This is a genomic window from Lactobacillus sp. YT155, assembly GCF_030504545.1.
In the GTDB taxonomy this organism is placed as follows: Bacteria; Bacillota; Bacilli; order Lactobacillales; family Lactobacillaceae; genus BQUT01.
The window spans coordinates 158627-184734 of record NZ_JAUKWP010000002.1 but is presented as its reverse complement, the minus strand read 5'-3'; the positions used below and the strand labels follow the sequence as shown (position 1 = coordinate 184734).

The window sequence follows — 26108 nt, the reverse complement described above, 5'->3', positions numbered from 1 at the left end:
ACTCCTTCTTAATTGTTCTTAACTGTGTAATAGTCAAAATCTGCGTAAAAATCATGTTGATGTGCATCAATAGTACCTAGGAAATTGAAGAGGGCGGTAAAACCACCAATTTCTCCTGGCTCACCATTAACACCTTCATCTGAGAGATAACTGACATCAATAGATGTCCCCAATTGTTGCCAATTATTATCTGTGTCTAATTTGTACCAAACTGTTGCGTTACCCATAAGGTATTCAATCTTAAGTTCGGCAGTGTTATTTGGAACTTCGACTTCATTGAAGATGTCGTCAGTACGATCGCCAAGTTTGGCTTGAAGAATTCGTAAAACTACTTTTTCTTCGTTGTCATCTAGACATAGACGAGCATATAACCAATTGTTTGAATCGTAATAAAGACCGATGCCTGCGGCTTCAGAATAATGATTAGGATTGCAAGTCACCTTGGTTTCAATTGAGTAGTCAAATGAAGTTGCTCGAGTTGCCATGATTGCTGGATTTACTTGAGAGAAGAATGAGTTATTACCATATATTCTCAAATGATGAGGATTTTCTGTGGTATTAACCCAAGTACTTTCTTGTTCACGATAAGGTGTCATGAAGCGCAAATCGTAATTTTCTTGGTCAAAGTGATCGTTAATATCATCGCTTTGTTGTGATTGTGAAAATTCAACATTTGTCATACCTGGAGTTTCCATTTTGGCTAGATTAGAACCGTCAGCCATTTGCAACCAACCATCTTTCCAAACCATTTTTTGAATCGAAGTTTCTCTTCCTAATGGGTTGAGTTTGGTTTCGGGTAGTGGACGAGACATTAAATGCGTAATGTACCATTCATCTGTTTGCGTCTGTACTAGTGATCCATGACCAGCTTTTTGCATGATTGAATTAGGATTGTACATTTCGAAATGACCAGCATCCGGATCTCCAAGGGAGAAGATGTGATGTGGAGAAGATGTAATAATTGGTTCACCTGATGGATCTGGTTCATATGGACCAAAAACATTCTTCGATCGTCCCATTTCAACACCGTGAGCATAGCCTGTTCCACCTGCTGCAATTAATAAATAATAATAGCCATCGTGCTTATAGATTTGAGGTGCTTCAGCACAGCCACGTGTTGTAAAGCCATTAGTTACTCGATGCCAGTCGCCGATAATACTACCGTTTTCTAAATCAACTTCGGCGATAACAATATGACCGGGAGCTTGATAACCAGTACGAGTTTCCCATTCTAAAATCGAAACATAATGTTTGCCGTTTTCATCGTGGAATAATGCTGGGTCAAAACCAATTGATGTTAGGTAAATGGGCTTTGACCAGGGACCGGTGATACTATCGGACCAGACAGCAAATGAATCAGAATTGAACTCTCTACCAGCCATGTTTTGCATGTGGGAGTAAGCAAGCCAATATTTCTTAGTTTTACTGTCATAAGATAGATGAGGTGCCCATATTCCTGCTGGGGTGTTGGTTCCTCTTAAGTTGACTTCGTTATTTGTCAACGCATAAGAAATGAGTTTCCAATTAGCTAAATCCTTCGAATGAAAAATTTGAACTGCAGGGTTCCAATGGAAAGTTGAAGTTGCAATGTAATAATCTTCATCTACACGAATTATTGAAGGGTCAGGTGCCATTCCTTTAATAATTGGATTTGCAATTTTTTGCATGTAAAATTCTCCTTCTCAAATAAGTGATTAAAAGCGCTTGAAATCTCCTATATAGTAGTTGATAATGTATTTATTACTACTTTTATAGGATAAACTGATAGTAAAATGAAAACGGATACAGGTCAATAAAGTTTCAAGTTTTAGTCAATTTGATAATCTCATTAGGTAAGAATTGTAATGTTTGGGAGAAGGATTATGGTTAGACAACATCATGAAAATGTCATTTCAAATGTGAATATTGGAGTTCGTTTTTACGAATCAATTGTCGATAATAATGGCTATGTTCCGTTTCATTGGCATAGTAGTATTGAATTAATCTATGTCATGTCGGGACAGTTGATTTTTATGTTTGATGGAATAGCTCATACAATTCAAGCAAATCAGTTTATAGTAATACCTTCCGGAGTAGTTCACGATGTAACAAACACGGCCAATCAAGCTCTGGTATTACAAATACCGCTTGAATTTATTGAGAAATATTATGATGATCCTGCTAAATTAAATTTCAATATGGAAGTGGACAAGCCCGAGGCGTATCAGTTAGTGACTGAATTATTGAATAATCTAAATAGAATTAATCATCGACAAGAACCTGGATATTTATTTGATTTTGGAAGTAACCTGTTACAAATTTTGAGAATAGTAGTATTGGAATTTGGCGAACCCTACGCCAGTGAAAATCACAATAATACCAGTGGCTTAAAAGATATTATTATTGAAATCAATAGTCACTATGCAAAACCATTTACGGTGAATGAACTGGCTCAACAGTTTGGTTATAATCCCAGTTACTTGTCGAGATTATTTAAAAAACAAATTGGAATTACGATTATTGAATATATTTATGAAATTCGCTTGAGTAAGTTGTATCAAGATTTGATAAGCACTGACTTGCCTATTAAAGAATTAATGAACAATCATGGCTTAACGAATGAACGAACTACCCGAGAAATGTTTAAAAAAATGTATGGGATTTTGCCTAATCAGGTCAGAACAAAATATCAGAAATAATCAAAAAAACCTCTTGATAGTTGATATCAGAGGCTTATTTTTGTTTAAAATATGCTAGAGCAGGGAAAATTATTTTAACTGTTGTTCCATTACGATACTCGGAGTCAACAATCAGCTCTTGTCCCAGTTTGACACTCATTTGATGTGCTAGATACAATCCTAATCCGGTTGACTTAGAGCTGCTGTCACGACCATTTTGTCCAGTGAATCCTTTTTCGAAAACTCGATTGATGTCTTCTGAGACAATTCCAATTCCGTCATCAGAGATTGAAAGGGTGACACTGCCATTTTTTTCCGTAGCTTCGATAGATATCTTTCCGTTTTCAAAGGAGTATTTAACGGCATTAGAAATAATTTGATTTAAGATGAATTCTAACCATTTTTCATCCGTTAAAACACTCAGATTGTTGGTTTCAATATCAACGGCAATCTTTTTGGTGATAAAGGTGTTCATATTATTTCGCAGTGAATTATTAATGACTGTTTCTAAATCCGTTTGACGAATTAAATAGTCATTAGCAAAATTATTCAAGCGAGAATAGTACAAGATTTGTTCAACCAAATGATTCATATGTGAGAGTTCAAAATTTGTTTGCTCTTTGACTTCGTTGAGATCATTCTTCTCAAGAATTAATTTGATTGCCGAAAGGGGAACTTTAATGTCATGCACCCAAGTTTCAATGAATTCTTCTTGATTGTGTTTTGATTCATTTAGTTCGGTTAACTCTTGTCGAAAGTTGGCGATGATATCAGAAATAACTGCTTCTTCATATTTTTCTTGGTGTAAGTTTGTTGTCAGTTCTTTAGTGGTATCTTTTTTCAAAACTTCTAGTGAATTATTCCAGCGTTTTTGATGGGAGTAGGCAATTAACAGGTAACCAGTCAGTATGAAAATGGATAATAAATTGGCATAGATAAAGGTTGAAAAACTAATATTAATTTGTGGCTCTAGAACAATAATTAAATCAAAAATAGAAAATGATAATATCCAAAAAATTATTAACACTATTTTGTCTTTCAAAAACTTAATAAAATTCATCTTATTCATCCTTAAGGTATGAGATAACCTTGACCAACTTTAGTAACGATATAGTCCTTAATGCCAGCCTCTTCAATTTTTTTTCGTAGACGGTTGATGTTCACGGTAAGTGTGTTGTCGTCGACAAAGCGCGAGTCTTCCCACATGAAGCTAAGTAGTTGGTTACGAGTCACAATACTGCCTTTATCTTTTAAAAGACGTTGAAGCAGTTTAAATTCGTTTTTTGATAGATCAATTTCTTGATCGTTAACGTTGGCACTTCCGTTAGAAAGATTCAGAATTAAACCGTTGTGTTCGATAATTTCGGAGGGATTTTCGGAATAATTATAAGCTCGTCTTAACAATGCTTTGATTTTTGCTAAAAGTAAGTCAGTTGAAAAAGGTTTTTCGACGAAATCATCAGCTCCCATATTCATAGCCATGATTTGATCCATGTTGGAATTTCTAGACGAGATGAAAATAATTGGCACTTGCGAAGTCTTACGGATTTCTTGATTCCAGTAATAACCATCAAAAGCTGGCAAATTAATATCCATCAATACTAAATCAGGTTTTTTTTCTAGAAAAATATCTAAGACTTTTTCGAAGTCAGTAACCATAATTGGCTCAAGTTGCCATTGAGTGAGACTATCGCTAATGGTTTGAGCAATAATCGATTCGTCTTCAACAATCATAACTTTAAACATTTCTTCACCTCAAAATGGTATATTCTATATAACTATTCTACCTTAATTGGAGTTAATTATGGAAATAATCAAAATAACCCAAATTTCCAAGAAGTTCGGAAGTTTTTTGAATCCTATCAAAGCCTTAAATGACATATCTTTTTCCATCAACAAAGGTGAATTTGTCGGCATTATGGGGCCTTCAGGTGCAGGGAAGACAACGTTATTAAATGTGATTTCTTCCGCAGTTAAACCTGACTTAGGGATGGTCACAATTAATGATCAAGTCCTAACTAGCATGAAAGAAAATCAATTAGCCAAATTTCGGAAGCAGAATTTAGGTTTTATTTTTCAAGACTTTAATTTACTGGAAGCTTTGACAGTTGAAGAGAACCTTATTTTGCCATTAACTTTTTCCAAAATGAAAAAGGCTCAAATTGAGCAAAGACTTAAACATGTCAATGAAGTTCTAGGACTAACGGCCTTAAATAAAAGAAAGATTTCCGAATTATCTGGTGGTCAAAAACAACTGGTAGCTTGTGGACGAGCAATTATCAATAGTCCAGAGGTTTTATTTGCCGATGAGCCAACCGGTTCTTTGGATTCAAAGTCAGCGACACAACTTTTGAATTATTTGGAAAAGATTAATCAGCAAGAAAAAACGTCAATTCTAATGGCAACTCATGATGCATTTACTGCAAGCTACTGTAATCGAATCATCTTTATTAAAGACGGTAGCTTCTTTGCGGAATTAAATGCCAATGGAAATCGTCAAGATTTCTTTGAGAAGATTATTAACATGCAAAAAACAATCGGGGGAGGAGAATTCTTTAATGCTAAGTAAGATTTTTATCAAGAACTTTTCAGCTCATAAAAGTAATTACCTAGTATATATGATGGCTTCCTCATTGGCAGCGATGATTTATTTTTGCTTGTTTTTTGTTTCTTCCAACCCATTATTAACGGTCATTGACCATAAGTTACAAAACTTGTATCCAATTTTGGTATTTTTTGCCTGGGCTTTTCTATTCATGGAGTGGGTTTTCATCGCCTACATTGGTGGGATACTGATTGTCGACCGAAAAGAAGAGTTTCAATTGTATCGCTTCTTAGGAATTTCTAAGTATCAAATAGCTGGTGGTGTTTTTTTTGAAACTTGTTTTATTCAATTTATTTCTTGGATAACTGGTTTTGTTCTAGCTACTTTATTTTCAAAACTTTTTGGAATGATTTTGATGAAATTGATGGAGGTAAATCGAACTTATAATTTGTACATCAATTGGAAATTAATACAAGAATCAGTGGCGGTTTTCTGTTCATTTACTATACTTCTAGCGTTATTGAACTTTTTTAGAGTGATTATTCGTAAGCAAAAAATTAAGCAATCTAGAAACTGGCAATATTTGAGATATGCCTTGGGTTTAATGGGCTTTGTGTTAATTGTTTACGGCTATTTACAGGCTGGGTTACACGATCATGATATCTACAAAATCGGTAATATCAATGCGTTAAATTATGGACAAATGATACCAATTTTCTTTGAAGTGGTAATTGGAACGTATTTTTTCTATGTTGGATTTGTCGATTTACTGGTCACAATTTTGAAAAAAATTAGCCTGGTTAAATATTCGGGGATACGAAATTTAAGTGGAAATCTGTTCGATAAGTCAATTCGTAAGAATGTATCTTCACTATGGCTAATTACCGTAATTTCAGGAACAGCGATTGTTATGTTGTTTTTAGCGGTTATGACTTATCAAGTTATGCTGCAAGATAACGATACAAATTACTCCTATGATGTAGTGGTTAACAAACGGCAAATATCTAAAGTTAAAGAATTAGCTCTAGAGAACAATCAAGAGATTAAAACCGTGAAGTCGGTTAATGTGAAACAAATAATTGGAAAAGAAGAAGGAAAGAAATTCCAAGTGTTGAGTTTTGTTCCTTACCACGACTATAAAAATTCAATTGGGAAAAAATCTCAGCAATATAATGCAAAAATAAAAAAGAATCAAATAATGACTTTAAATGCTTTTCGAAGACTAGAAAATGACAAAAAAAATACCCATCAGACTTACTATCTAAGTAATGGGCGAAAGATTGAAAGTGAACTAACTGGTGATGCAATGCCAATTGGTTCTGATTTGTATTATGGTCGAGTCTTAGTAGTGCCGGACCAAATCTTTAAGTCTTTATCATCTAAGAAACAAGACAAGATCTATGGAATCAACCTTAAAGGAAGTATCAGAAGTAAGTTTACTAGGGCACTTAATAACTATCTATATGATACTGAGAATGGTTGGATGTTATACAGTTATTTTAATGTCAGTGGTAATCAAGTTGAGGACGTAAAAATAGACGTTACTACTCCACCCGATAATGAGAAAAAAGCATATTATTATAAGTCAGGTGTTAATCAAAATTATCAACGTAATCAAACCGAGAAACAAACCCGAGGCTCACTAATTTTTATCTTTAGTATTTTAAGTATTGTGTTCATCATTGCCTTGGGAAGCATTCTTTCAATCAAACAATTTGTAGAAAATAGACGGAATGTAACAATGTATGAAACTCTTAAAAAAATTGGTATCGGTCAAACAAATATCAACCACTTGATAGTGAGTCAGACGGCTTTGCTATTCTTCTTACCGATGGGCTTAGCAGTCAGTCATGCAGTATTTGCCATTAACTACGTGATGAAGTTTTCTTTTAATATCTATTGGACGATGTTTTTAGTAATCTTGTGTGGTTATCTATTGATGTATGCTGGCTTATTCCTAGCTACCAGTATCGTTTCCAAACGACAAATAAATCAAAAAATTAGTCAATAAGTTCATATAGTTTAGAAAACATTCCAAAGTCTTTCGTGGTGTTTTGCTTCAGAGCTACTTTTATATCTTGATATGAAGTGGCTTTTTTACTGTCGTCAGAAATAATGATGACATAAGAGTGCTCATTTTTAATGACGATTTTTTTATCAAAAAGCTGTGAGTCAGTGTCTAACATGCTTTCAAAAATTGCCGCTTGGTCTTCATTGAATTCTAAATAAATCAGCCGAAAGTATTGAGCGTGCCAGTTAAATTGCTGATTATAGATTTCTTCATAACCGTCCTCGGTTTGACTGATTCTTAGATAATTTTCATCACTATTTACTGGCTTCAATAGGAGAAAAGTTTGATCAAAATTTGTTAGTGCATTTTTGCTGCCAAGTGTTAAACTCAATGACATAATATAACTCCTTAATCGAGGTGATTTTTTGAAATTAACAGTTTTAGGATATTATGGTGGCTATCCTTATCAAGGACACGGAACCACTAGTTATTTACTACAAGAAGCAGGCTTCAACTTGTTAATTGATTGTGGAAGTAATGCGGTAAATAATCTCAGTCGAGTGCTTGACCCGATGGATTTGGATGCGGTGATTATTTCTCATTACCATCATGACCATATAGCAGATTTGGGAGTTTTGCAATATTATTGGCAATTAAATAGTGGCCAAAAGAAAGTTCCAATTTTGCCAATTTATGGTCACACGCAAGATCCACTCAATTATGGATCGTTGACCTTGGATAATGTAACTCAAGGACGCAGCTACTCTGATTTACAACCACTAGAACTTGGACCTTTCACAATTGAATTCTTACGCACAGTTCATCCAGTGCCAACGTATGCTATGAAGATTAAAACTGTTGATAAGATTTTGACATATACGGCTGATACCGATTATTTTCCTGAATTGGTTGATTTTGCCAAAAATTCAGATGTCTTAATAACCGATAGTAACTTTGCCAGTGATAAGACAGGAACTAAATGGCACATGACTAGTACCGAATCAGCAAAATTGGCAAAAGATGCACAAGTTGACTCATTAATAATGAGTCATTTGCCGCAAGAAATTAGTCATGAACAGATTTTGAAAGAGGCAAAAAGTGTTAAAAATGATGGGCAAATTTACTTGGCAAAAGACGAATTGCAGTTAGATATCTAATAATAATTTGTTTATTTAATCAATAAACAAGAATTTTAAATTAGATTGTGAAAAAAGCTTGATTTGACCGTTTTATAAGAGGTTTTTAATCACAAAATTTTGTGAATAGAACAAATTTTCGCATCTTTTTTTCGGAGATTCTATGGACTTTCAAGATTAAAAATAATATAATATAAACGTGGAAGAAATTCCAACTCCATTATGAAAAGGAGAATTTTTATGGTTACATTGTATGTATCACCAAGTTGTACTTCATGTCGTAAGGCAAAAGCATGGTTGAAAGATCATGACATTGAGTACAAAGAAAGAAACATCTTTACAGAGCCTTTGAATAAAGATGAATTAAAACAAATTCTTCAAATGACTGAAGATGGAACAGAAGAAATTATTTCAACTCGTTCCAAGGTATTCCAAAAACTAAATATAAACGTTGACGATTTAACAATCGACCAATTACTAAATATTATCGAAGAAAATCCTGGTATCTTGAGAAGACCAATTATGATGGATGACAAACGTCTCCAAGTTGGTTTCAATGAAGATGAAATCAGAAGATTCTTGCCAAGAAGTGTAAGAACCATGGAATTACACAAAGCTCAATTATTGGCTGGTTTTTAGAAAGAAAGAGATGTGATTATTCACATCTTTTTTTATGCAGAAAACTTTACAACTACAAGAAGATTGATAGAATAGACAAGTAAGAATGGGTATTGCATTGAGAGGTGATTCAAATGGAAACTCATCGAATAAACGAAGATACAATCAAAGTGATATTAGCTCCAGAAGATCTAGAAGATCGCGGCGTTTCTATGTTGGATTTACTTGGCAATCGGAAACAAATCGAGAACTTCTTTTATAGTATTTTGGATGAAGTTGATATTGACAGTTCATTTGGTAAAGATGAAGCCGTTACTTTCCAAGTAATGCCTCAAACCAAAGCCAATGGACTAGTATTATTAATTAGTAAGGGAAATAAAGCAATTAATCAAATGGGAAAAGATATTGATCCATCAAGTGAAGATAATTTTGAATCCAAAAATTGGGAGAAATTCTTCAAAGAGAATTTAGGAGTAGACCTACAAGATAGTAAGGCTGAAACTGTCGAAGAAGAACCCACTGGAAGTCATTTAACCAAGCCATATACCAAAGTAGTTCGGTTTGATAATTTCGAAGACTTTATTGAATTAGCTAATATGCTTAAAGTTGAAGAAATGAGTTCAACATTGTGGCTCTATAATGATGAGTATTACTTGGACTTACAAGTATATACGAATGAACTAGTTTTCTTGCACCTTAAAGAATTCATTGCAATTGTCAACGAGTTCTCTCACAAAACTGATGTTACTGCCGCTATTCTTTCTGAATACGGTAAGAAGATTATGGATAAGAATGCCTTACAAATAGCGAGACATTATTTTAAATAGACTACCAAATGGTAGTCTATTTTTTTGCGTAATTTAACTAGGGTGAGAATTTGTTTGCTGCAAGAGATTCCACAGGACAATTAGTTTATGCGAAATTAGAGAACAATCAGACTAGAGAATATTTTTGCGTTGATTGCCATCAACAAGTGAAACTGATTATTACTAAGAATAATCATAAATACTTCAAGCACGCAAAAGTAATTAAAATTAGCAATAATGAAACGCAATTACATCAACGGGCTAAAACGATATTAAAACAAGAATTTGAAAAAATTAATTATAATGTTGAACTTGAGAAAATCACTCAATTTGATCAAAGAATTGATTTGCTGGCAGCTAATCGTTCACGAAAGATTGCAGTTGAATTCCAGAATTCACCAATTTCAAATAGGAATCTGGAAGAGCGAATTTTAGGATACCAAGAAAATGGGTATCAAAATTTTTGGTTACTAAGTCTTAATTATTATCAAAAGAAATTAAGCAATCGACAATTAAAGTTTCTCAATTATCATCATGACTGGCATTGGTATGTGCTCTTTTTTGATGTTAGAAGGAGACACTACATTTTAATTTATGATATTTATTTTTATGGATGGACTAATAATCAAAGTTATCGACGAGCATATTTTATGAACTTAGCTGAATTGCGAAAATTTTCTCCAACGGAATCAACTCGAGAAATTATTATTGAAAAGAATCCAGATGAAAACTTCAAGAGGTTTTGTTACCAAAAGCAATTCAATTATCTAAAGCAGAAAAATCAGTCAATTAAGTTGCCGCCAGTATTGAAATATGACTTAGTGAAGACTTTATTTCTTTATCAAAACCAGAAGTGTCTGGAAGGATTAATCACAATTCCGGCTTTGATAAAAATAAAACCTCAGATAAGAGAATTTCTCTACTCTGAGGTTGAAAGAATAATTTCTAGATTATTAGTTACGATATGTTGAAAAGTCGATAACATTTTCTGGTTCAGTGGTTGGTGTTTCGAGATGACTTTCTTGATAAAGATTCGTGAGAATTGCTTCTAATTCATGACGCTTGCAGTTATCAATCAAAACACCATTTTTTTCTTCATCATTATAATTAAAGATAACGGTTGATGGCGTTTCTTGAACATTCATTTCCCTAGCCATTAATTGATCTGATTCGAAGCTGGTATTGATTAATTCGTTTTGTTTATCAATTAATAGTTCTTGATAATCAATGTGAAGCTTTTGAGCAATTTTTTCTACTAAATTTTCATTATATTCAGCGCCTAGTTTGTTTATGGCGTGTTGAATTTTCATTAATAATTGACGAGCTTTTCTTTGGCCTTGGCAAGTAGCAGCTTTGTAAGTTAAAGCTGCATCATAGCAGTCAAGCGTGACTTTATTGCGTAATTCAATATCAGATAAATCCATATTCGAGCGCATCATAAAGTCATCGACATTTTTCAAATTGTTAATTGCTACAAAATGAAAATGTGCACGGATATCATGTTCATCAACGAATTTTAATATTGTCTGTTCAGTGTTAAGACAATAAGACCCCAATGGATTAACAAATAGAAATACTTCCCACACGGTGAAATCTCCTCTTTAATTAAATAAAACTTTCAAAGTGTACTTTATCAAAATCTGAGCGAAGGTCAACTTTTTTGCTTACTGAGCCCTACAAATAGTTAATCTACTCGGCAAATATGTTATAGTCTTATTGATGTATTTATGCAAGCGAGGGGTGATTTGATGAGTGATAACTGGGATGTATTTTTAATGCCATATCAACAAGCTGTTGATGAATTGAAAATTAAATTAAGAAGTGCACGAAAAGAGTTCTTAGAACGTGGTGAACACTCACCAATCGAATACGTTACTGGACGTGTTAAAACCGTTGATAGCATAAAAGAAAAAATGCAACGTCGCTATATTGCTGATGATGTGTTAGAAAAAGACATGCAAGATATTGCTGGTCTTCGAATTCAAACTCAATTCGTGGAAGATATTTATGAAGTTGCTGACTTACTTCATCAACGTGAAGATTTACGAGTTGTTGAGGAACGTGATTATGTTACTAATAGTAAGTCGAGTGGCTATCGTTCATATCACGTGGTAATTGAATATCCAATCCAATTAACCACTGGTCAAAAGAATATTCTGGCTGAGATTCAAATTAGAACTTTGGCAATGAACTTCTGGTCGACAATTGAACATTCACTTAACTACAAGTATCAAGGTGATTTTCCCGAAGAAATCAGCGATCGACTAAAAAGAGCGGCTGAAGCTTCCTTCATGTTAGATGAAGAAATGTCGAAGATTCGCGGCGAGATTCAAGAAGCTCAACAATACTTTACAGTTAGAAAAAAAGATAAAAACAAAAAAACTGGTCAGGACAATAAAAATGAAAGTATGGATAAACAGTAATACAAAAGAAGTTTCTATTAAGACAGCTGAAAAGATCAAACAGAGCTTATTAAATGCTGGTATTGAAATAGATCAAAAAAATCCCGACCTCGCTATCAGTGTGGGTGGTGATGGAACTTTTTTGAAAACTTTTCATGAATACAGTGACCAGTTGGCGACAACTAGATTCTTAGGGGTTCATACCGGACATTTAGGCTTTTATGCTGATTGGCGTGATTTTGAAGTTGATGAATTAATTGAAGCCCTTATTCATGACACTAAACAAAGTATTACTTATCCAATTTTAGATGTTGAAGTTACCTATGCCGATGATTCAGTTGAGAAAATTAAGGCTTTAAATGAAGCTATCATTAAGCGAACCTCTAAAACAATGCGTGCTGATGTAATTTTGGATAATGAGTTTTTTGAGAAATTTCGAGGCGACGGACTGTGTTTTTCAACACCTAGTGGTTCAACTGCCTATGCGAAGTCAATTGGTGGCGCGGTGATTCATCCTAAGTCTCATGTGATGCAAATGAACGAAATAGCGCCGATTAACAATCGTGTCTATCGTTCAATTTCAGCCCCGATTATCGCTCCAAGTTCACAAGCAATAGAGATTCTTTTAGCTCCAGAAGACGACTATATGGTTAATTACGATACCAATTCGAAAATTGATTGTTCATTAAAATCGGTCAAATTCCAATTATCGAATGAAAGTATTCAATTTGCACAGCTTCGTGATCGTCATTTCTGGGGTAGAGTAGAACATGCCTTTTTAGGAACGAATGACTTTATTTAATGATGATTTTCAAATGGATAATTAAAGAGACTGATAAAAAGAACATTCGCTCATTCTTAGCTAATCATGACTTCTCTAATAGTCAGATTAGTAAGCTGAAAAATCGCGGTGGACGAATCTTTGTCAATAAGAAGCAACGCTATTTAAGTTATGATATGCCTGCGGGAGCAACATTAGTGGTAGTTATGCCTAGTGAGGTTAGCTCGGAGAAGATTGTTCCAATCGCTGGGAAAATTGATATCGTCTATGAAGACGAGTTCTATATTATTGTTAACAAACCAGCTGGGCTAGCTAGCCTGCCAGCTCGTGGTAAAGCAACCGCTACAATGGCTAATTATGTGAAAGATTATTTACAAAAACAAAACCAATCTGATGCGATTCATACCGTAACTAGGTTAGACAAAGACACGTCTGGTTTAATGATCTTTGCCAAGAATTCATATGCACATTCGCAGATTGGTGGAACGCTCCATAACGAAGATTTTTTAAAGTCTTATATCGCTATAGCGATAAATAAGTTTGATAAGAATGCCGGAATGATAGACTTACCAATAGGTGTATCGGATGACTTCTACATGAAAAGAGTCATTGATTATAAACATGGAAAAGCTTCCCAAACAAAATATCAAGTTCTAGAAAATTTCGACAATGGGGCAATCTGTCAAGTGACACTCTTGAGTGGTCGAACTCATCAAATTCGGGTGCACTTCAAGGCAATCGGGCATCCACTTTTCGGAGATAGCTTATATAATGAGAACCCAACCGATTTAATTGAACGACAGGCGTTACACTGTGAACGATTGAAATTTGTTCATCCAATTAATAAAGAAATTATTGATGTTAAAGCATCAATTCCGAGGGACATGGAGAATTTAATGCAAAAGTTAAGGACATAAGATTATGGCACAAAAAACAAACTTAGATTCCAAATACGCAGACCTAAAAAAACTATTAGACAGTGATGACATAAAGAAATTCCGAAAGAACTTTTTGGATATGCATTTTTATGACCAATCACAGTTCTTTTTGCAGTTGGATAAGCCTGACCGTCTGCGTATTTACGAATTGATTGAGCCAGATGTTACAGCGGATATGTTTGATACTATCGAAGATGATCTTCCTGAATTTCCTGAGTTCTTGCAGGAAATGGACGTTCAATATGCTGCTGACATGTTAGATAACATGTATGATGATAACGCGGCCGATGTTTTGGAGCATTTGGACAAAACTGAAGTTGATAAGTATTTATCCAAAATGCCAAGAAGTGAAGCCAATAATCTTCGGGGATTGCTTCATTATGATACCGAAACAGCCGGTGGTTTGATGACCACCGATTACGTTAGTTTTGATGTGAGTCAGACTATTGGACAGGCGATGAAGTATTTAAAAGAAGAGGCCGAAGACGCTGAAACGATTAACTCATTATTCGTGGTCGATGAAAATGACGACTTAATGGGAGTTTTGTCACTTCGTGAATTGGTGATTAATAATAACAATGCCAAACTAGGCAACGTTATGAACACACATATTATTTCGGTTGATGTTGATGCAGATCAAACAGAAGTTGCGCAAGTTTTCCGTGATTACGACTTCTTAACCGTTCCGGTAGTTGATCATGCTCATCACATGGTCGGAATTATCACTGTTGATGATGTTATTGAAATCATTGATGATGAAGCACAATCTGATTACTCTGGACTTGCCGGTGTTGACGTTGAAGAATCGATTACTGATAATCCCTTCAAATCAGCTAGCAAACGTCTCCCTTGGTTAATTACCTTGTTGTTCTTAGGAATGATTACGGCTACTTTAATCGGGCACTTTGAGAACTTATTAAGTGAAGCAAGTATTTTAGCAGTTTTCATAACGCTAATCACTGGTACAGCAGGTAATGCTGGAACTCAAAGTTTGGCGGTGGCGGTTCGTCGCTTAGCGTTAGTAAACGATGACGAACACAAATTACGTTCAATTATTCTAAGAGAAACTCTAACAGGTCTATTAACCGGTTTAATAACTGGAGGAACAATTTTTGTAGTTGTTGGTTTTTGGCAACATAGTTTTATCCTAGGGTTTGTAATCGGCTTGGCAATGATGGCAGCAATTACAGTTGCTAACTTAGCCGGTACATTGATTCCAATTATTATGGATAAGTTTGGTTTTGATCCTGCAGTTGCTAGTGGACCTTTCATTTCAACACTTAGTGATTTGACTAGTGTCTTGATTTACTTTAATATTGCTAATTTCTTTATCGGTTTCTTCATGAAATAAAAGTCATCTCAAATGAGATGACTTTTTGATTGTTCACTATGAGATAATAAAGTTTTAAATATATTACTTATTCTTGGGAGAAAGATGTGGGGATGGAAGATTGAAAAAATTAATATTAGTTTTGCTTAGTTTAATGCTGGTTGCGACTGGTTGCACAAGTCAAAGTAACTCAAAGACTAAGAGCAATAAGTCGGAAGAAAGCACGAAAAAGCTATCAGATAAAGATTTAAAAGAACTCAAAGAAGATATGGGACAATTAGATATTTCACTTACTTATTATGATAATTTTATTGGCAACATTGGCTACAATGTTCAAGAAGGAATGGACGCTGAAACAGTTACTGCAGTTAAAGAAATGGCAACGAAGATGTTGACTAATACACAAGTAGAGACCAATAAAAACGATGAGAAATATTTAGAAAAATTAAATAAACTTCCACTAGATACTAAAGCTAAAAAGAATTATGTGGATAATTACAAGAAAATTCGCCAGTATCAAAATGACTGGATTGATGTTTTGAAAAATTTTAGCGATCAAAACATTTCAGAAACGGCAACTAAACTAAAAGAAAATCAAGATGTATATTTAGAGGTGTCTACTGATTTAGGTTACGCTAGAATTGAATTGCTTAAGGCGGCGGGACTAACTGAGAAACAGGCCAAAGAGTACGCACAAAAGAGCATAAAGAAAATCATGCAAAAGTATGGTGATCCTGAAGATGTAGAACAATTGGATTAAAAAAAGACGAGAATCCTCGTCTTTTTTATTTTAATAATTTATCAATGTAAGTAAGTACACCATCTTCGTCATTAGTTCCGGTACGATCATCGCTGACAGCAACTACATCGGGATAGGCATTACCCATCGCTACACCTAAACCGACCTCACGTAGCATTTCGATATCATTACCGCCATCACCGAAGGCAACCATATCTTTCAATTCAATTCCCAGTTTTTCACCGAGAATTTCTAGGGCTGCGGCTTTATGCAGATTGGTTTGAATAATGTCAAAATCGCCGTGACCACTTGAAGTAACCTCGGCAATTCCATCAAGTTCTTTTCGTAAAGGTGCCATGATTTCTTCAGTCTTATCTTTGTCGCAGTTCACTGAGAACTTAAGAATGTTATCGTCAATTTGGTCATAAGAATCGATAACGGAAATGTTCTTATAGTATTTTTCAGACTCTTTAATAAAAGCTGAATCAGTCGTACTTAAGACGTGGGCAACCTTATCTCCACAAACCAGATAACGTAATTCATTTGTAGGGAATTTATCTAGAGCCTTGAAGATTTTTTCAACAGCAGTCTGGCTGAAGAAGTTTACTTCATAGGTGGTATTTTCGTCACGAATATTGGCACCATTTTCGGCAACGTAGATAATATCTGAGTAACCAGGGAAAAGAGAACGTAATAGGTTATATTGGTTACCGCTAGCAATCACAAATTGAATATTACGTTCTTGTATTTTCTTATAGACCTTGGCAAAAAGTTCTTCATCATAGGTCCGATCAGTTCTTAAAAAAGTTCCATCAATATCAGAAGCGATTAGTTTAATCATGTAAATCTCCTCGGGTATAGTTGTTGTTAATAAGCCCATACTATCATAAGAAGCTGAAAATAAAAAAGCATACCAATTGGTATGTTTTTTTAATATTTAACTATCTTTGTTCCGTGCATAAATGGTACATCTAATTCTTTAACGAAATCGTCAACGTTATCGGCAGTGATGCCACCACCGGGAAGAATGTCGATATCTTTGTCTTTAGTGTATTCAACCAACTCTTTTAGATGTTGGACATTCAATGGTTTGTCTAGTGAGTCACCATGAGTGAGGATTCGCTTCACATCGTGTTCGATAAGCCAATCAATGACGGATAACTGGTTATCAAAACTGATTTCGTCAAAGGCCATGTGCATGACGATATCCATACCTGCACTAGCACCAATCAACATTTCCATTGCTTCTTCATCTAATTGATTGTCCTTGGTAAGACAGCCGAAGGTAACGGCATCAACACCTAATTCTTGAGCCTTAAAAATATCGGCTTCCATAATCTTTAACTCAGTGTCGTTATAGACGAAGTCACCACCACGAGGACGAATCATTACGGTAAGAGGAATATCGTGCTCTTGTGTGTATTTGCTGGCCTCTGCCATGATTCCGTAACTGACGGTTGTTCCACCGACGGTTAAGTTATCATTTAATTCAATTCGATTGGCACCTTTCAAAATTGCTTGAGGGATGTCAGTATAATTTTCTACTGCTACTTCTTTTAAAACCATCAATAACACTCCTTAATCTTAAAAGCCAAAGGCTGCTTTGCCACCGAAGTAAGCAATTACGATAATGGCTAGAATGATTCGGTACCAGCCAAAGGCTTTGAAGTCGTTTTTCTTAATGTAATTAAGTAAGAACTTAATGGAGATGTAGGCAACGATAAAGGAAACAACGGTACCTAAGAGTAATACGAAAGTTTGGGCTCCCGTAAATGAGTTGCCGTGATCGATAAACTTATAAACTTTTAACAAACTAGCTCCAACCATGGTTGGAATTGATAAGAAAAATGAGAATTCAGTAGCAACAAATCTTGAAGCACCGATTAAAATAGCTCCTAGAATTGTCGCACCTGAACGTGAAGTTCCTGGAACTAAGGCTAGGATTTGAAACAATCCAATAGCAAAAGCTGTCATATATGGAAGAGAGTTCAAGTCAGTTAACTTAGCTTTTTTATTCTTATTATAGTTTTCAATTACGATGAACAAAATACCGTAAATCAACAGAGTAGCTGAAATGACTTGCCAAGTGTTGAAATGAGCATCCATGAAATCATTCAATGGAAAACCAATAATGATTGATGGGATACAGGCAATTAAAACTTTAAACCAAAGAGTCCAAGTTTGTTTCTTCTCAACAGAATCTTTTTTTGGAGAGAAGGGGTTTAATTTATGGAAGTATAGGAAGATAACCGCCATAATTGCACCAAACTGGATAACCACCATGAACATATTGATGAAGGCTGTCGATTCATTTAATTTGATGAATTCATTAGCTAAATACAAATGTCCAGTGGAACTGATTGGTAAGAACTCGGTCACACCTTCAATGATTCCGAGAATGATAACTTTGATAATTTCTAAGAACAAGATACTTCACCTCATAATTTTTGAATTAGATAAACTTTACACAAACACACTCGGGTATGGCAATATCGTCTTTAATTAAACTTAATAAACCTGTGTCTGTATTACGTTCAAAGAGACTTAAGTTATCGGTGTTTTGATTGGCAACAAGTAAGAAATTGTTGGATGGATCCAAGTCAAAATCACGTGGACCTTTACCAGCAACTGGCTGATAAGCAATATTAGTTAATTCTTCGCCTGATTCAGCAATTTGATAGATGGCAAGTGTATCGCTACCACGATTTGAGGCGTACAAGAATTTACCGTCATTACTGATTCTGATAGCAGCTGCAGTATTATCATCAGCAGAGAAGTCGTCGGGAAGGGTAGAAATAGTTTGACGTAATGATAACTCATGAGTTGTTTCATCGTAATCCATAACTAGAATTTCACTGGATAATTCACAAATTACATAGGCGATGTTCTTAGTTGGATGGAAAACTAAATGACGAGTCGCACTTCCTGCTTTAGCGTGATATTGCGATAATAAAGTTGGGACTTGGGTGTCTGAAAGGTCGTAGATTGATACGGTATCAGCACCATAGTCACAAATAATTAATTTGTTGTCGGGAGTCAAACCACTAAAGTGAGGTTTTGATGAATCTTGTTCAGGTTTGGGACCTGAACCGGTTAAATTAATTGTATAAAGACTCTTAAGAGTACCATCTTCTTGAACCTTATCTACATAAACTTTGCTTCCATGAAATTGACATGAATAGACCATGTTACGAGTTGGGTCATATTGAACATATGAAGGAGCCGAACCTAACTTCAAGGCAGAATTCAAATATTCTGGTTTTGAGCCATTAAGGTCAAAAGCTGCAATTCCACCCCAGTCACCTTTTTCTTGAATTGCATAAAGATGATTATTGTTAGCTACATCAATATAAGTAGGGCGATCAATTTCAACAAAAACTTGAGGAGTTGAAACGGTTTTGGTTTCGGTATCTAAACTAGCCGAGTAGATTCCTTTTCCTTTATTAGTGTAACCACTAAGATAAATTTGTTCTTTCAAAATTAGTTCTCCTTTGTGTGTGATTATTAATTATTCGCAAAATATGTTATTTTGTTATATAAGAAAAGTCTTTGAGGATAATCAAATGGAAAATGATAAAAACATAAAAAATACTTTTAAACAGTCGTGGTTTTACCGTTGGATTGTCAACAATAAATTCACGGTTGGTTTACTTAATATTTTTTTAGTCTTACTAATTATATTCATATTTACCAAAGTTCGCTATGTATTTTCACCAATTGGTCAAGTTTTTGGAATTATTATGCCAACAATCTTGGTTTCGATGGTGATGTTTTACTTGCTACAGCCGTTGATTGATCTCTGCGAGAGAAAATTCCATATTCATCGTGTGATTTCAATTTCAGTTGTTTTTGTAATTATTTTTTCACTGTTAGTTTGGGGAATTGTTTCATTTATTCCGTTACTACAAGGACAAATTGCTTCGCTGATTAAGAATTGGCCCAACTACTGGGAATCATTCAGCAGTTTCATGAACCGTTATGCTAGCAAAAATTTTGCTGGATCGACACTTCAAGAGCAACTGGAACAGGTTAATAATTATTGGGGTGGAAAACTTCAACAAACAGCCAGCAGTTTGATTCCAACAACTTTGGATAATTTAACTTCAGCCGTAGGGATAATTACTAACATTGGAATGGTTCTTTTAACAGCTCCATTCATCTTGTTCTTTATGTTAAAAGACCACGAAAGATTCTTCGACAACTTCTTTAAGTTCGTTCCTACGAAATATCGTGAAGGAAGTCGTGAGATAACTTCAGAAATTTCTCAATCATTAAGTGCCTACATTAGAGGCCAAATTACTGTGGCTTTCTGGGTCGGGGTAATGTTCTTCATTGGTTACCTCATCATCGGTCAAAAGTATGGTTTACCATTGGCAATTATGGCTGCGCTTCTTAACTTAATTCCTTACATTGGAACACCATTAGCTTTGATTCCTTCATTAATCATTGCCTTGTTTACGCCGGGGATGTTCTTGAAAGTCATTATTGTCTTCATCATTGAACAAACTCTAGAAACACGTTTGGTGTCACCATTAGTTCTAGGAAACAAAATGTCAATGCATCCAGTGACAACTATTATTGTTTTATTGGGTGCAGGTAGCTTGTTCGGAGTTCTAGGAGTTCTACTAGGAATTCCAGCCTATGCTGTATTGAAGATTATCTTTATGAAGGTCTTTGATTGGTTGAATCGCCATTCGAATCTATATGAAGAAAGTACAGAAGAAATTGTTGAAAAAGAAGACTGATTTAGCAATCGAATTTTTAAATAAATATAGCGATAAATTCAGATGTCCACTTTGTAGTTCGGACATCTTTATTTTGCCCGCAGAAAAAAGTGTCCAATGTGAGAATCATCATACCTTTGATATTTCTAAAAAAGGTTCTTTGCAGTTGGTAAATAAATTCGTTAAGACCGAATATGATCAAGCGCTGTTCACTAGTCGGACCGAGATGATGGCGGCGGGCTTATTTAAGCCAGTGTTTTCAAAAATTGCAGAGAATATTCAAGATGACGAATTTGTCATTGATGCTGGTAGTGGTGAAGGGTCGGCTTTAATTGATTTAGCTAACAACAAAAAAGTTGCTGCCGTAGGATTTGATTTGTCCAATCAAGGAATTCAAGCTTCTACGCGAGGGCTTGCCGAGGGTAATTTGTTATTTGTAGTTGGGAACTTGGCTAACTTACCGCTTAAGGATCAAAGTGTAGATACAATTATTAATTTGTTGTCGCCAGCCAGCTATCAAGAATTCAAACGAGTATTGAAAACCGATGGTCAAATCCTAAAGATTATTCCTAATAGTCAATATCTTCATGAAATTCGTGAATTTGTGGCTGAGAAGAATCCACATATTAATTCAACTTATGAAAATACTGACGTAATAAAGAATCTGCAGGAGCATTTCTCACAAATTGAAGTTGTCGACATTAACTATAATTTCGCATTGAATACTCCCGAGTTAAAAGCCAATATGTTCGGAATGACTCCCTTAACTTGGAGTTTAGACGAAGAAATTAAGCAAGAATTTATAAAATCATCAATAGATAATATTACAATTGATTTACAAATGCTGAAAATACGGAAATAAGTATTGAATTGTTGTGAAACAATGATTATTATTGCTTTAAACCTTAATCATAGATTTTTATCAGAAGCTTTTTTGTTAAAAGTTTATGATTGGTAGATATTAACGTATATTCTTGCCGTATAAAAACCGAGAATGTGCGTTTTTTTTATGTAGAGAGTGAATCATCCCGTAAGCAATCGAAGATTAACGAAATTCAGTGAATAATTTTGATTTAGAAATTAATCACTGAATAAGTTAAGCACAGGTTGCTGGGATGAGTAACTCGTTTCAAAAGATGTCAATCATCCTACAAGTAATCAAAATTAACAGTATTGAGGAGAACTACTTTGACAAACCATATCGTACTTTTTGAACCATTAATGCCAGCAAACACTGGGAACATTGCTAGAACATGTGCAGCAACTGATACAGTCTTGCACTTGATTCGTCCCTTAGGTTTTTCACTTGACGACAAGCATATGAAACGAGCTGGATTGGATTATTGGGAAAATGTGGAAGTAATCATTCATGATAGTCTCGATGACTTCATGGAAACAATTCCTAATCAAGAGTATCTATATTTAGTTTCGAAGTTTTCTGATACTGTTTATACTGACGTGAATTATCAAGACACCAATGTTGATCACTATTTCTTGTTTGGAAAAGAGACGACAGGATTACCTGAGAAGTTCATGCGTGAACACGCCGACAAGTGTATTCGTATGCCTATGACTGATAAAGTAAGGGCCTTGAATCTATCAAACTCAGCAGCAATCATTATTTATGAAGTAATGCGTCAACAGAGTTTTCCTGGCTTAGAATTAACTCATTTATATGACACTGATAAATTGCACTAAAACACGGATATCCGTGTTTTTTTTGTTTTTCTTAAGAAATCTGTTTAACCATTTGTTTTTTTGATAAAAATGTATAATTTATATTGAGTAAGTGTGTAGAGAAGGAAGTATTAATGCCTAAGAAAAGAACGACAAAAACTAGAAAAACCAAAAAGAAAAACTCCAATATTTCGGTAAATATTTTTGGAGTATTTTTAGTGCTAATTTCGATTTTAGCCTTATTTAAATTTGGAACTGTGGGGAAGTTTTTGACCAACAGCTATCGTCTTCTTGTAGGTGATAGTTTTTATATTTTGGCACTAATCTTAGTATTAGTTGGTGCCTTACTATTTGCGTTTGGTAAATTACCAAAATTATCATGGAAAAGAGTTAGTGGTGGGACACTAGTCTATCTATCATTTTTAGTCTTGCTTCATTCACTCTGGTTTAATTCCATGAATATTCATAACAATATTGTCAAAGTAACTTTGAATGCAGCCATGGAAGATTTGAAAAATGGTGTAACTACCAATCCGTTAGGTGGAGGATACCTTGGTGGAATTTGTTACACCGGGCTTCATTCATTATTTGGAACAATTGGAACTTACTTTGTAATTACAGTGATTTCTCTAATCGGAATTTTGATGATTTTTAATGTGAATTTCCAACAAGTAGTTAATTTCACTAAAAAATCAATCCTTAATATGAGAGATTCAGCTGAATCAGTTAAGAAAAAGAGTTCAAAAGCTGGAGATTTATTCTTCGACAAACCCGAAGAACCTGAAGCAAAACCAATTGAAGAAAAATTTGAACCTGATAAGTTTGAAGATGTGAATATTTTCGCTAAAGAAGATCCCGAACCAGCTTCAGACTTCAAGATAGATTCTTATGAACCTAAGGATAGCCAACCTGAAAAGGTTGAACCTACTCCTATTGATAAGGAAGCAGTAGGTGACTTTGCTCAAAACACGGCAACTAATGTCGACAATTCAGATTATCAATTACCATCACTTTCATTATTAAGTGATGCTAAAAAAGTTGATCAAAGTAGTGAATTCAAAAAAATCGAAGACAATAAAGACAAACTTCAAGCTACATTCAAGAGTTTTGGGGTTGATGTTGATGTTAAAAAAGCCACACTTGGACCAACCGTTACTAAGTATGAAATTCAACCAGCTGTAGGGGTTAAGGTCTCACGTATCTTAAACTTGGCGGATGATTTAGCTTTGGCTTTAGCTGCTAAAGATATTCGTATTGAAGCGCCAATTCCGGGAAAACCTTTCGTCGGAATCGAAGTTCCTAATCAAAAAAGTGCAGTGGTTGGATTTAAAGATGTTACTGAACATCAAAGTGATCTAAGTAATCCAATGGAAGTACCTCTTGGTAAAGATGTTACCGGGAATATTATTAGTTCTGATATTTCTAAGATGCCGCATTTACTAATTGCGGGTTCAACCGGTAGTGGTAAGTCGGTTGCTATCAACACCATTATTACTGGTGTCTTGATGAAAGCAAAACCAAATGAAGTTAAATTGATTTTGATTGATCCGAAGATGGTTGAATTAAATATTTACAATGGAATCCCTCATTTGTTAATTCCAGTTGTAACTGATGCTAGAAGAGCCGCAGGTGCACTTCAAAAAGCAGTTAATGAAATGGAACGTCGTTACAAGTTATTTGCGGAAACCAATAATCGTAATATTACCGAGTACAATCAAGCGGTTGATGAATATAATCAAACTGATCCGGATAATCCAATGGAACGATTACCTTATGTAATCGTGATTGTCGATGAGTTGTCAGACTTGATGATGACTGCTGGACGTGAAGTGGAAGCAGCAATTGTTCGTTTAGCACAGATGGCTCGTGCCGCAGGGATGCACTTAATTATTGCTACTCAACGTCCATCAGTTGATGTTATCACTGGTTTAATTAAAGCCAATGTACCTTCACGAATTGCTTTTGCCGTATCAAGTGGAATCGACTCAAGGACCATTTTGGACTCAAACGGAGCTGAGAAATTACTTGGTCGCGGAGATATGCTTTATCTTCCACTTGGCAAGAATAAACCACTTCGAATTCAAGGTGCTTATATTGCTGAACAAGATGTTGAAAATGTGGTTGATTTTGTTAAAGCCCAACAACAAGCTCAATATGATGAATCAATGATCCCAAGTGATGAGCCAGAGTCAGCTGATGGTGACGATAGTTCTTCTTCAAATAAAGATAGTCTGGATGAATACTGGTACGAAGCACTTGATTTGATTATCAATCAACAATCAGCAAGTGTGTCAATGCTACAAAGACGATTCCAAATTGGCTACAACCGAGCAGCAAGAATGGTTGACCTTATGGAAGAAAAAGGACTAGTCGGACCTTCAGAAGGAAGTAAAGGCCGTAAGGTGCTAATTACACAAGAAGAACTGGAAGCTTTAAGAAATCCAGAAAACAGCGGAGAATAGAAGTTAATGATCAAACAACTGGCTAACGGGATTCAAGTAGAGATTATTGAAGATAATAAATTTAATACCACTCGCTTTGAAATTGATTTTTTCACTAAGATCAGACCTCAAGAAACCACAACTAGAAAATTACTTTCCAATATTTTGTCACATTCATGTAAAGATTATCCACGTATGGTTGATATTTCAAGAAAAACCATGGATTTATACGGGGCTGATTTGAACTGTCGAAATCGACAATGGAGTAATTTGAATAACATGAATTTCTCAATGGAGATTATCAACGGAAATTCAGAAATTGTGGCGGGAGCGTCTTTATTTAAAGATGCCTTTGAACTAGTTGAAAAATTAATTCTTACTCCTTTAGTTGATGATGAAGGCACAGAATTCTTACCAAAGAATTTTGAACTTGAAAAAGATAGCCTAGTCTCTAACTTAATTTCAATGAAGGATAACAAAGAGTTAGCTAGTTATTTACAACTTTGGAAGTTACTCTTTCATGATCAACCTGAGTTCGCTACACCAGTGGTTGGCGACTTAGATGAAATCAAACAAGTTACTAATAAACAAATATATGAACATTATCAAAAAATGTTAAAAAACGATGCCATCAAAATAACTGTGGTTGGCAATGTTAATGCAGATGAAATTTTGCAGATTTTAGAAAATAGTGACCTTGTGCAATTGCCTTGTGAAAATCGAGAAGAGATTGACTGGCAAAGACAAGTCATTAATCTCCAAGAACCCAAACAACTGGTTGAAGAACAAAAAGTTAATCAAAGCCGCTTAGCACTTGGTTATGAAATTGATAGTTTGAATTTTAAGAACAACATTGCTTATCAATTATTTAACTTAGCTCTTGGAGGAGACGACCAGTCGTTGCTTTTCCAAGAGGTACGTGAAAAATATAGCTTGGCTTATTCAATTAACAGTCAGTACAATGCGTTCTCAAACATTATTACTATTCATGTAGGGACTCAAAAAGAAGCTCTTAAGCAAGTTCAAACTCTGACGGATGAACAAATTAAAAAACTTCAAGATAACCAAATTAGTGATGAAACATTTGAACATATCAAAAAGGTACTAATAACTAGAAGAAAACTTGCTAATGATCGAATCACATCTAAGTTAAATCGCTCGGTTTGGAAGTATTTGAAACCGCAAAATGTGATTGATGATGATCAATATTTAGAATTAGTTCAGCAGGTTTCTAAACAAGATATTCAAGCGGTAGCTCAGCACATGAGACAAGTTGCTAGTTATACTTTAATTGGAGAATAAT

The 26108-nt window shown here is 34.8% G+C and carries 26 protein-coding genes; 17 read left to right on the top strand and 9 right to left on the bottom strand.

Translation table 11 applies throughout. From position 1 onward, the window contains the following. Positions 1–8: 8 nt before the first annotated feature. Positions 9–1667: a family 43 glycosylhydrolase gene (locus Q2T76_RS03750; protein WP_302084180.1), complete on the bottom strand. Its 1659-nt coding sequence runs from the start codon at positions 1665–1667 to the stop codon at positions 9–11. 195 nt (positions 1668–1862) lie between these two features. On the opposite strand from Q2T76_RS03750, the gene Q2T76_RS03745 reads away from it, so the two are divergent. Then, positions 1863–2678, top strand: coding sequence for an AraC family transcriptional regulator (locus tag Q2T76_RS03745; protein ID WP_302084179.1), 816 nt, complete (start codon positions 1863–1865; stop codon positions 2676–2678). A 34-nt stretch (positions 2679–2712) separates the two neighbouring features. Here the strand turns inward: Q2T76_RS03745 and Q2T76_RS03740 are convergent, their stop codons facing one another. Beyond that, positions 2713–3717 (bottom strand): HAMP domain-containing sensor histidine kinase, encoded by a 1005-nt coding sequence (locus Q2T76_RS03740; protein WP_302084178.1) that lies wholly within the window; start codon positions 3715–3717, stop codon positions 2713–2715. A gap of 11 nt (positions 3718–3728) precedes the next feature. Then, the gene (locus Q2T76_RS03735; RefSeq protein ID WP_302084177.1) at positions 3729–4403 is read right to left on the bottom strand and encodes a response regulator transcription factor; all 675 of its coding nucleotides are present in this window, start codon (positions 4401–4403) and stop codon (positions 3729–3731) included. Positions 4404–4458: 55 nt separating this feature from the next. Between Q2T76_RS03735 and Q2T76_RS03730 the strand changes: the two genes are divergently transcribed. Further along, positions 4459–5226 carry an ABC transporter ATP-binding protein gene (locus Q2T76_RS03730; protein ID WP_302084258.1) on the top strand — a complete coding sequence of 256 codons (768 nt, stop codon included), beginning with the start codon at positions 4459–4461 and terminating at the stop codon, positions 5224–5226. After that, complete coding sequence (locus Q2T76_RS03725) at positions 5216–7213, top strand: FtsX-like permease family protein (protein WP_302084176.1); 1998 nt, start codon at positions 5216–5218, stop codon at positions 7211–7213. The genes Q2T76_RS03730 and Q2T76_RS03725 overlap by 11 nt, the downstream gene beginning before the upstream one ends. Here Q2T76_RS03725 and Q2T76_RS03720 read toward each other — a convergent pair. Continuing rightward, the gene (locus tag Q2T76_RS03720) at positions 7203–7610 is read right to left on the bottom strand and encodes a hypothetical protein (protein ID WP_302084175.1); all 408 of its coding nucleotides are present in this window, start codon (positions 7608–7610) and stop codon (positions 7203–7205) included. The genes Q2T76_RS03725 and Q2T76_RS03720 overlap by 11 nt on opposite strands. Before the next feature lie 28 nt (positions 7611–7638). Here Q2T76_RS03720 and Q2T76_RS03715 point away from each other — a divergent pair, with 28 nt between their 5' ends. From Q2T76_RS03715 to Q2T76_RS03700, 4 genes are all read left to right on the top strand, one after another. Beyond that, complete coding sequence (locus tag Q2T76_RS03715) at positions 7639–8370, top strand: MBL fold metallo-hydrolase (protein ID WP_302084174.1); 732 nt, start codon at positions 7639–7641, stop codon at positions 8368–8370. A gap of 219 nt (positions 8371–8589) precedes the next feature. After that, positions 8590–8988, top strand: a complete 399-nt coding sequence (spxA, locus tag Q2T76_RS03710) for a transcriptional regulator SpxA (protein WP_302084173.1) — start codon at positions 8590–8592, stop codon at positions 8986–8988. Positions 8989–9101: 113 nt separating this feature from the next. Next, positions 9102–9794: an adaptor protein MecA gene (locus Q2T76_RS03705; RefSeq protein ID WP_302084172.1), complete on the top strand. Its 693-nt coding sequence runs from the start codon at positions 9102–9104 to the stop codon at positions 9792–9794. Between the two features lie 50 nt (positions 9795–9844). Next, complete coding sequence (locus tag Q2T76_RS03700; RefSeq protein WP_302084171.1) at positions 9845–10744, top strand: competence protein CoiA; 900 nt, start codon at positions 9845–9847, stop codon at positions 10742–10744. On the opposite strand, the gene Q2T76_RS03695 is transcribed toward Q2T76_RS03700, so the two are convergent. Beyond that, entirely contained in the window at positions 10727–11359 is a 633-nt protein-coding gene (locus Q2T76_RS03695) for a DsbA family protein (protein ID WP_302084170.1), read from the bottom strand. The two genes, Q2T76_RS03700 and Q2T76_RS03695, sit on opposite strands and share 18 nt — an antisense overlap. 162 nt (positions 11360–11521) lie before the next feature. Here Q2T76_RS03695 and Q2T76_RS03690 point away from each other — a divergent pair, with 162 nt between their 5' ends. The 5 genes from Q2T76_RS03690 (at position 11522) to Q2T76_RS03670 (ending at position 15984) form a co-directional block, all read left to right on the top strand. Beyond that, a complete protein-coding gene (locus Q2T76_RS03690) occupies positions 11522–12196 on the top strand; it encodes a GTP pyrophosphokinase family protein (RefSeq protein ID WP_302084169.1) in 675 nt (224 codons plus the stop codon). After that, positions 12174–12977: an NAD kinase gene (locus Q2T76_RS03685; RefSeq protein WP_302084168.1), complete on the top strand. Its 804-nt coding sequence runs from the start codon at positions 12174–12176 to the stop codon at positions 12975–12977. The genes Q2T76_RS03690 and Q2T76_RS03685 overlap by 23 nt, the downstream gene beginning before the upstream one ends. Next, complete coding sequence (locus Q2T76_RS03680; RefSeq protein ID WP_302084167.1) at positions 12977–13873, top strand: RluA family pseudouridine synthase; 897 nt, start codon at positions 12977–12979, stop codon at positions 13871–13873. The genes Q2T76_RS03685 and Q2T76_RS03680 overlap by 1 nt, the downstream gene beginning before the upstream one ends. 4 nt (positions 13874–13877) lie before the next feature. After that, positions 13878–15245 (top strand): magnesium transporter, encoded by a 1368-nt coding sequence (mgtE, locus tag Q2T76_RS03675; RefSeq protein WP_302084166.1) that lies wholly within the window; start codon positions 13878–13880, stop codon positions 15243–15245. A 100-nt stretch (positions 15246–15345) separates the two neighbouring features. After that, positions 15346–15984: a hypothetical protein gene (locus Q2T76_RS03670; protein ID WP_302084165.1), complete on the top strand. Its 639-nt coding sequence runs from the start codon at positions 15346–15348 to the stop codon at positions 15982–15984. A 25-nt stretch (positions 15985–16009) separates the two neighbouring features. Here Q2T76_RS03670 and Q2T76_RS03665 read toward each other — a convergent pair whose 3' ends face one another. The 4 genes from Q2T76_RS03665 to Q2T76_RS03650 form a co-directional block, all read right to left on the bottom strand. Further along, positions 16010–16804 (bottom strand): Cof-type HAD-IIB family hydrolase, encoded by a 795-nt coding sequence (locus tag Q2T76_RS03665; RefSeq protein WP_302084164.1) that lies wholly within the window; start codon positions 16802–16804, stop codon positions 16010–16012. A gap of 89 nt (positions 16805–16893) precedes the next feature. After that, positions 16894–17529: a copper homeostasis protein CutC gene (locus Q2T76_RS03660; protein ID WP_302084163.1), complete on the bottom strand. Its 636-nt coding sequence runs from the start codon at positions 17527–17529 to the stop codon at positions 16894–16896. An 18-nt stretch (positions 17530–17547) separates the two neighbouring features. Continuing rightward, positions 17548–18390, bottom strand: a complete 843-nt coding sequence (locus Q2T76_RS03655) for an undecaprenyl-diphosphate phosphatase (protein WP_302084162.1) — start codon at positions 18388–18390, stop codon at positions 17548–17550. Positions 18391–18415: 25 nt separating this feature from the next. Then, positions 18416–19441, bottom strand: coding sequence for a lactonase family protein (locus Q2T76_RS03650; RefSeq protein WP_302084161.1), 1026 nt, complete (start codon positions 19439–19441; stop codon positions 18416–18418). Between the two features lie 85 nt (positions 19442–19526). Here Q2T76_RS03650 and Q2T76_RS03645 point away from each other — a divergent pair, with 85 nt between their 5' ends. The 5 genes from Q2T76_RS03645 to Q2T76_RS03625 all read left to right on the top strand — a co-directional run bounded on the left by Q2T76_RS03645 (position 19527) and on the right by Q2T76_RS03625 (position 26107). Beyond that, complete coding sequence (locus tag Q2T76_RS03645) at positions 19527–20708, top strand: AI-2E family transporter (protein WP_302084160.1); 1182 nt, start codon at positions 19527–19529, stop codon at positions 20706–20708. Further along, the gene (locus tag Q2T76_RS03640) at positions 20692–21549 is read left to right on the top strand and encodes a methyltransferase domain-containing protein (protein WP_302084159.1); all 858 of its coding nucleotides are present in this window, start codon (positions 20692–20694) and stop codon (positions 21547–21549) included. The genes Q2T76_RS03645 and Q2T76_RS03640 overlap by 17 nt, the downstream gene beginning before the upstream one ends. 326 nt (positions 21550–21875) lie before the next feature. Continuing rightward, complete coding sequence (gene trmL / locus Q2T76_RS03635; RefSeq protein WP_302084158.1) at positions 21876–22385, top strand: tRNA (uridine(34)/cytosine(34)/5-carboxymethylaminomethyluridine(34)-2'-O)-methyltransferase TrmL; 510 nt, start codon at positions 21876–21878, stop codon at positions 22383–22385. 113 nt (positions 22386–22498) lie between these two features. After that, positions 22499–24826, top strand: a complete 2328-nt coding sequence (locus Q2T76_RS03630; RefSeq protein ID WP_302084157.1) for a DNA translocase FtsK — start codon at positions 22499–22501, stop codon at positions 24824–24826. A 6-nt stretch (positions 24827–24832) separates the two neighbouring features. Next, complete coding sequence (locus Q2T76_RS03625; protein WP_302084156.1) at positions 24833–26107, top strand: pitrilysin family protein; 1275 nt, start codon at positions 24833–24835, stop codon at positions 26105–26107. Position 26108: the final 1 nt, after the last annotated feature.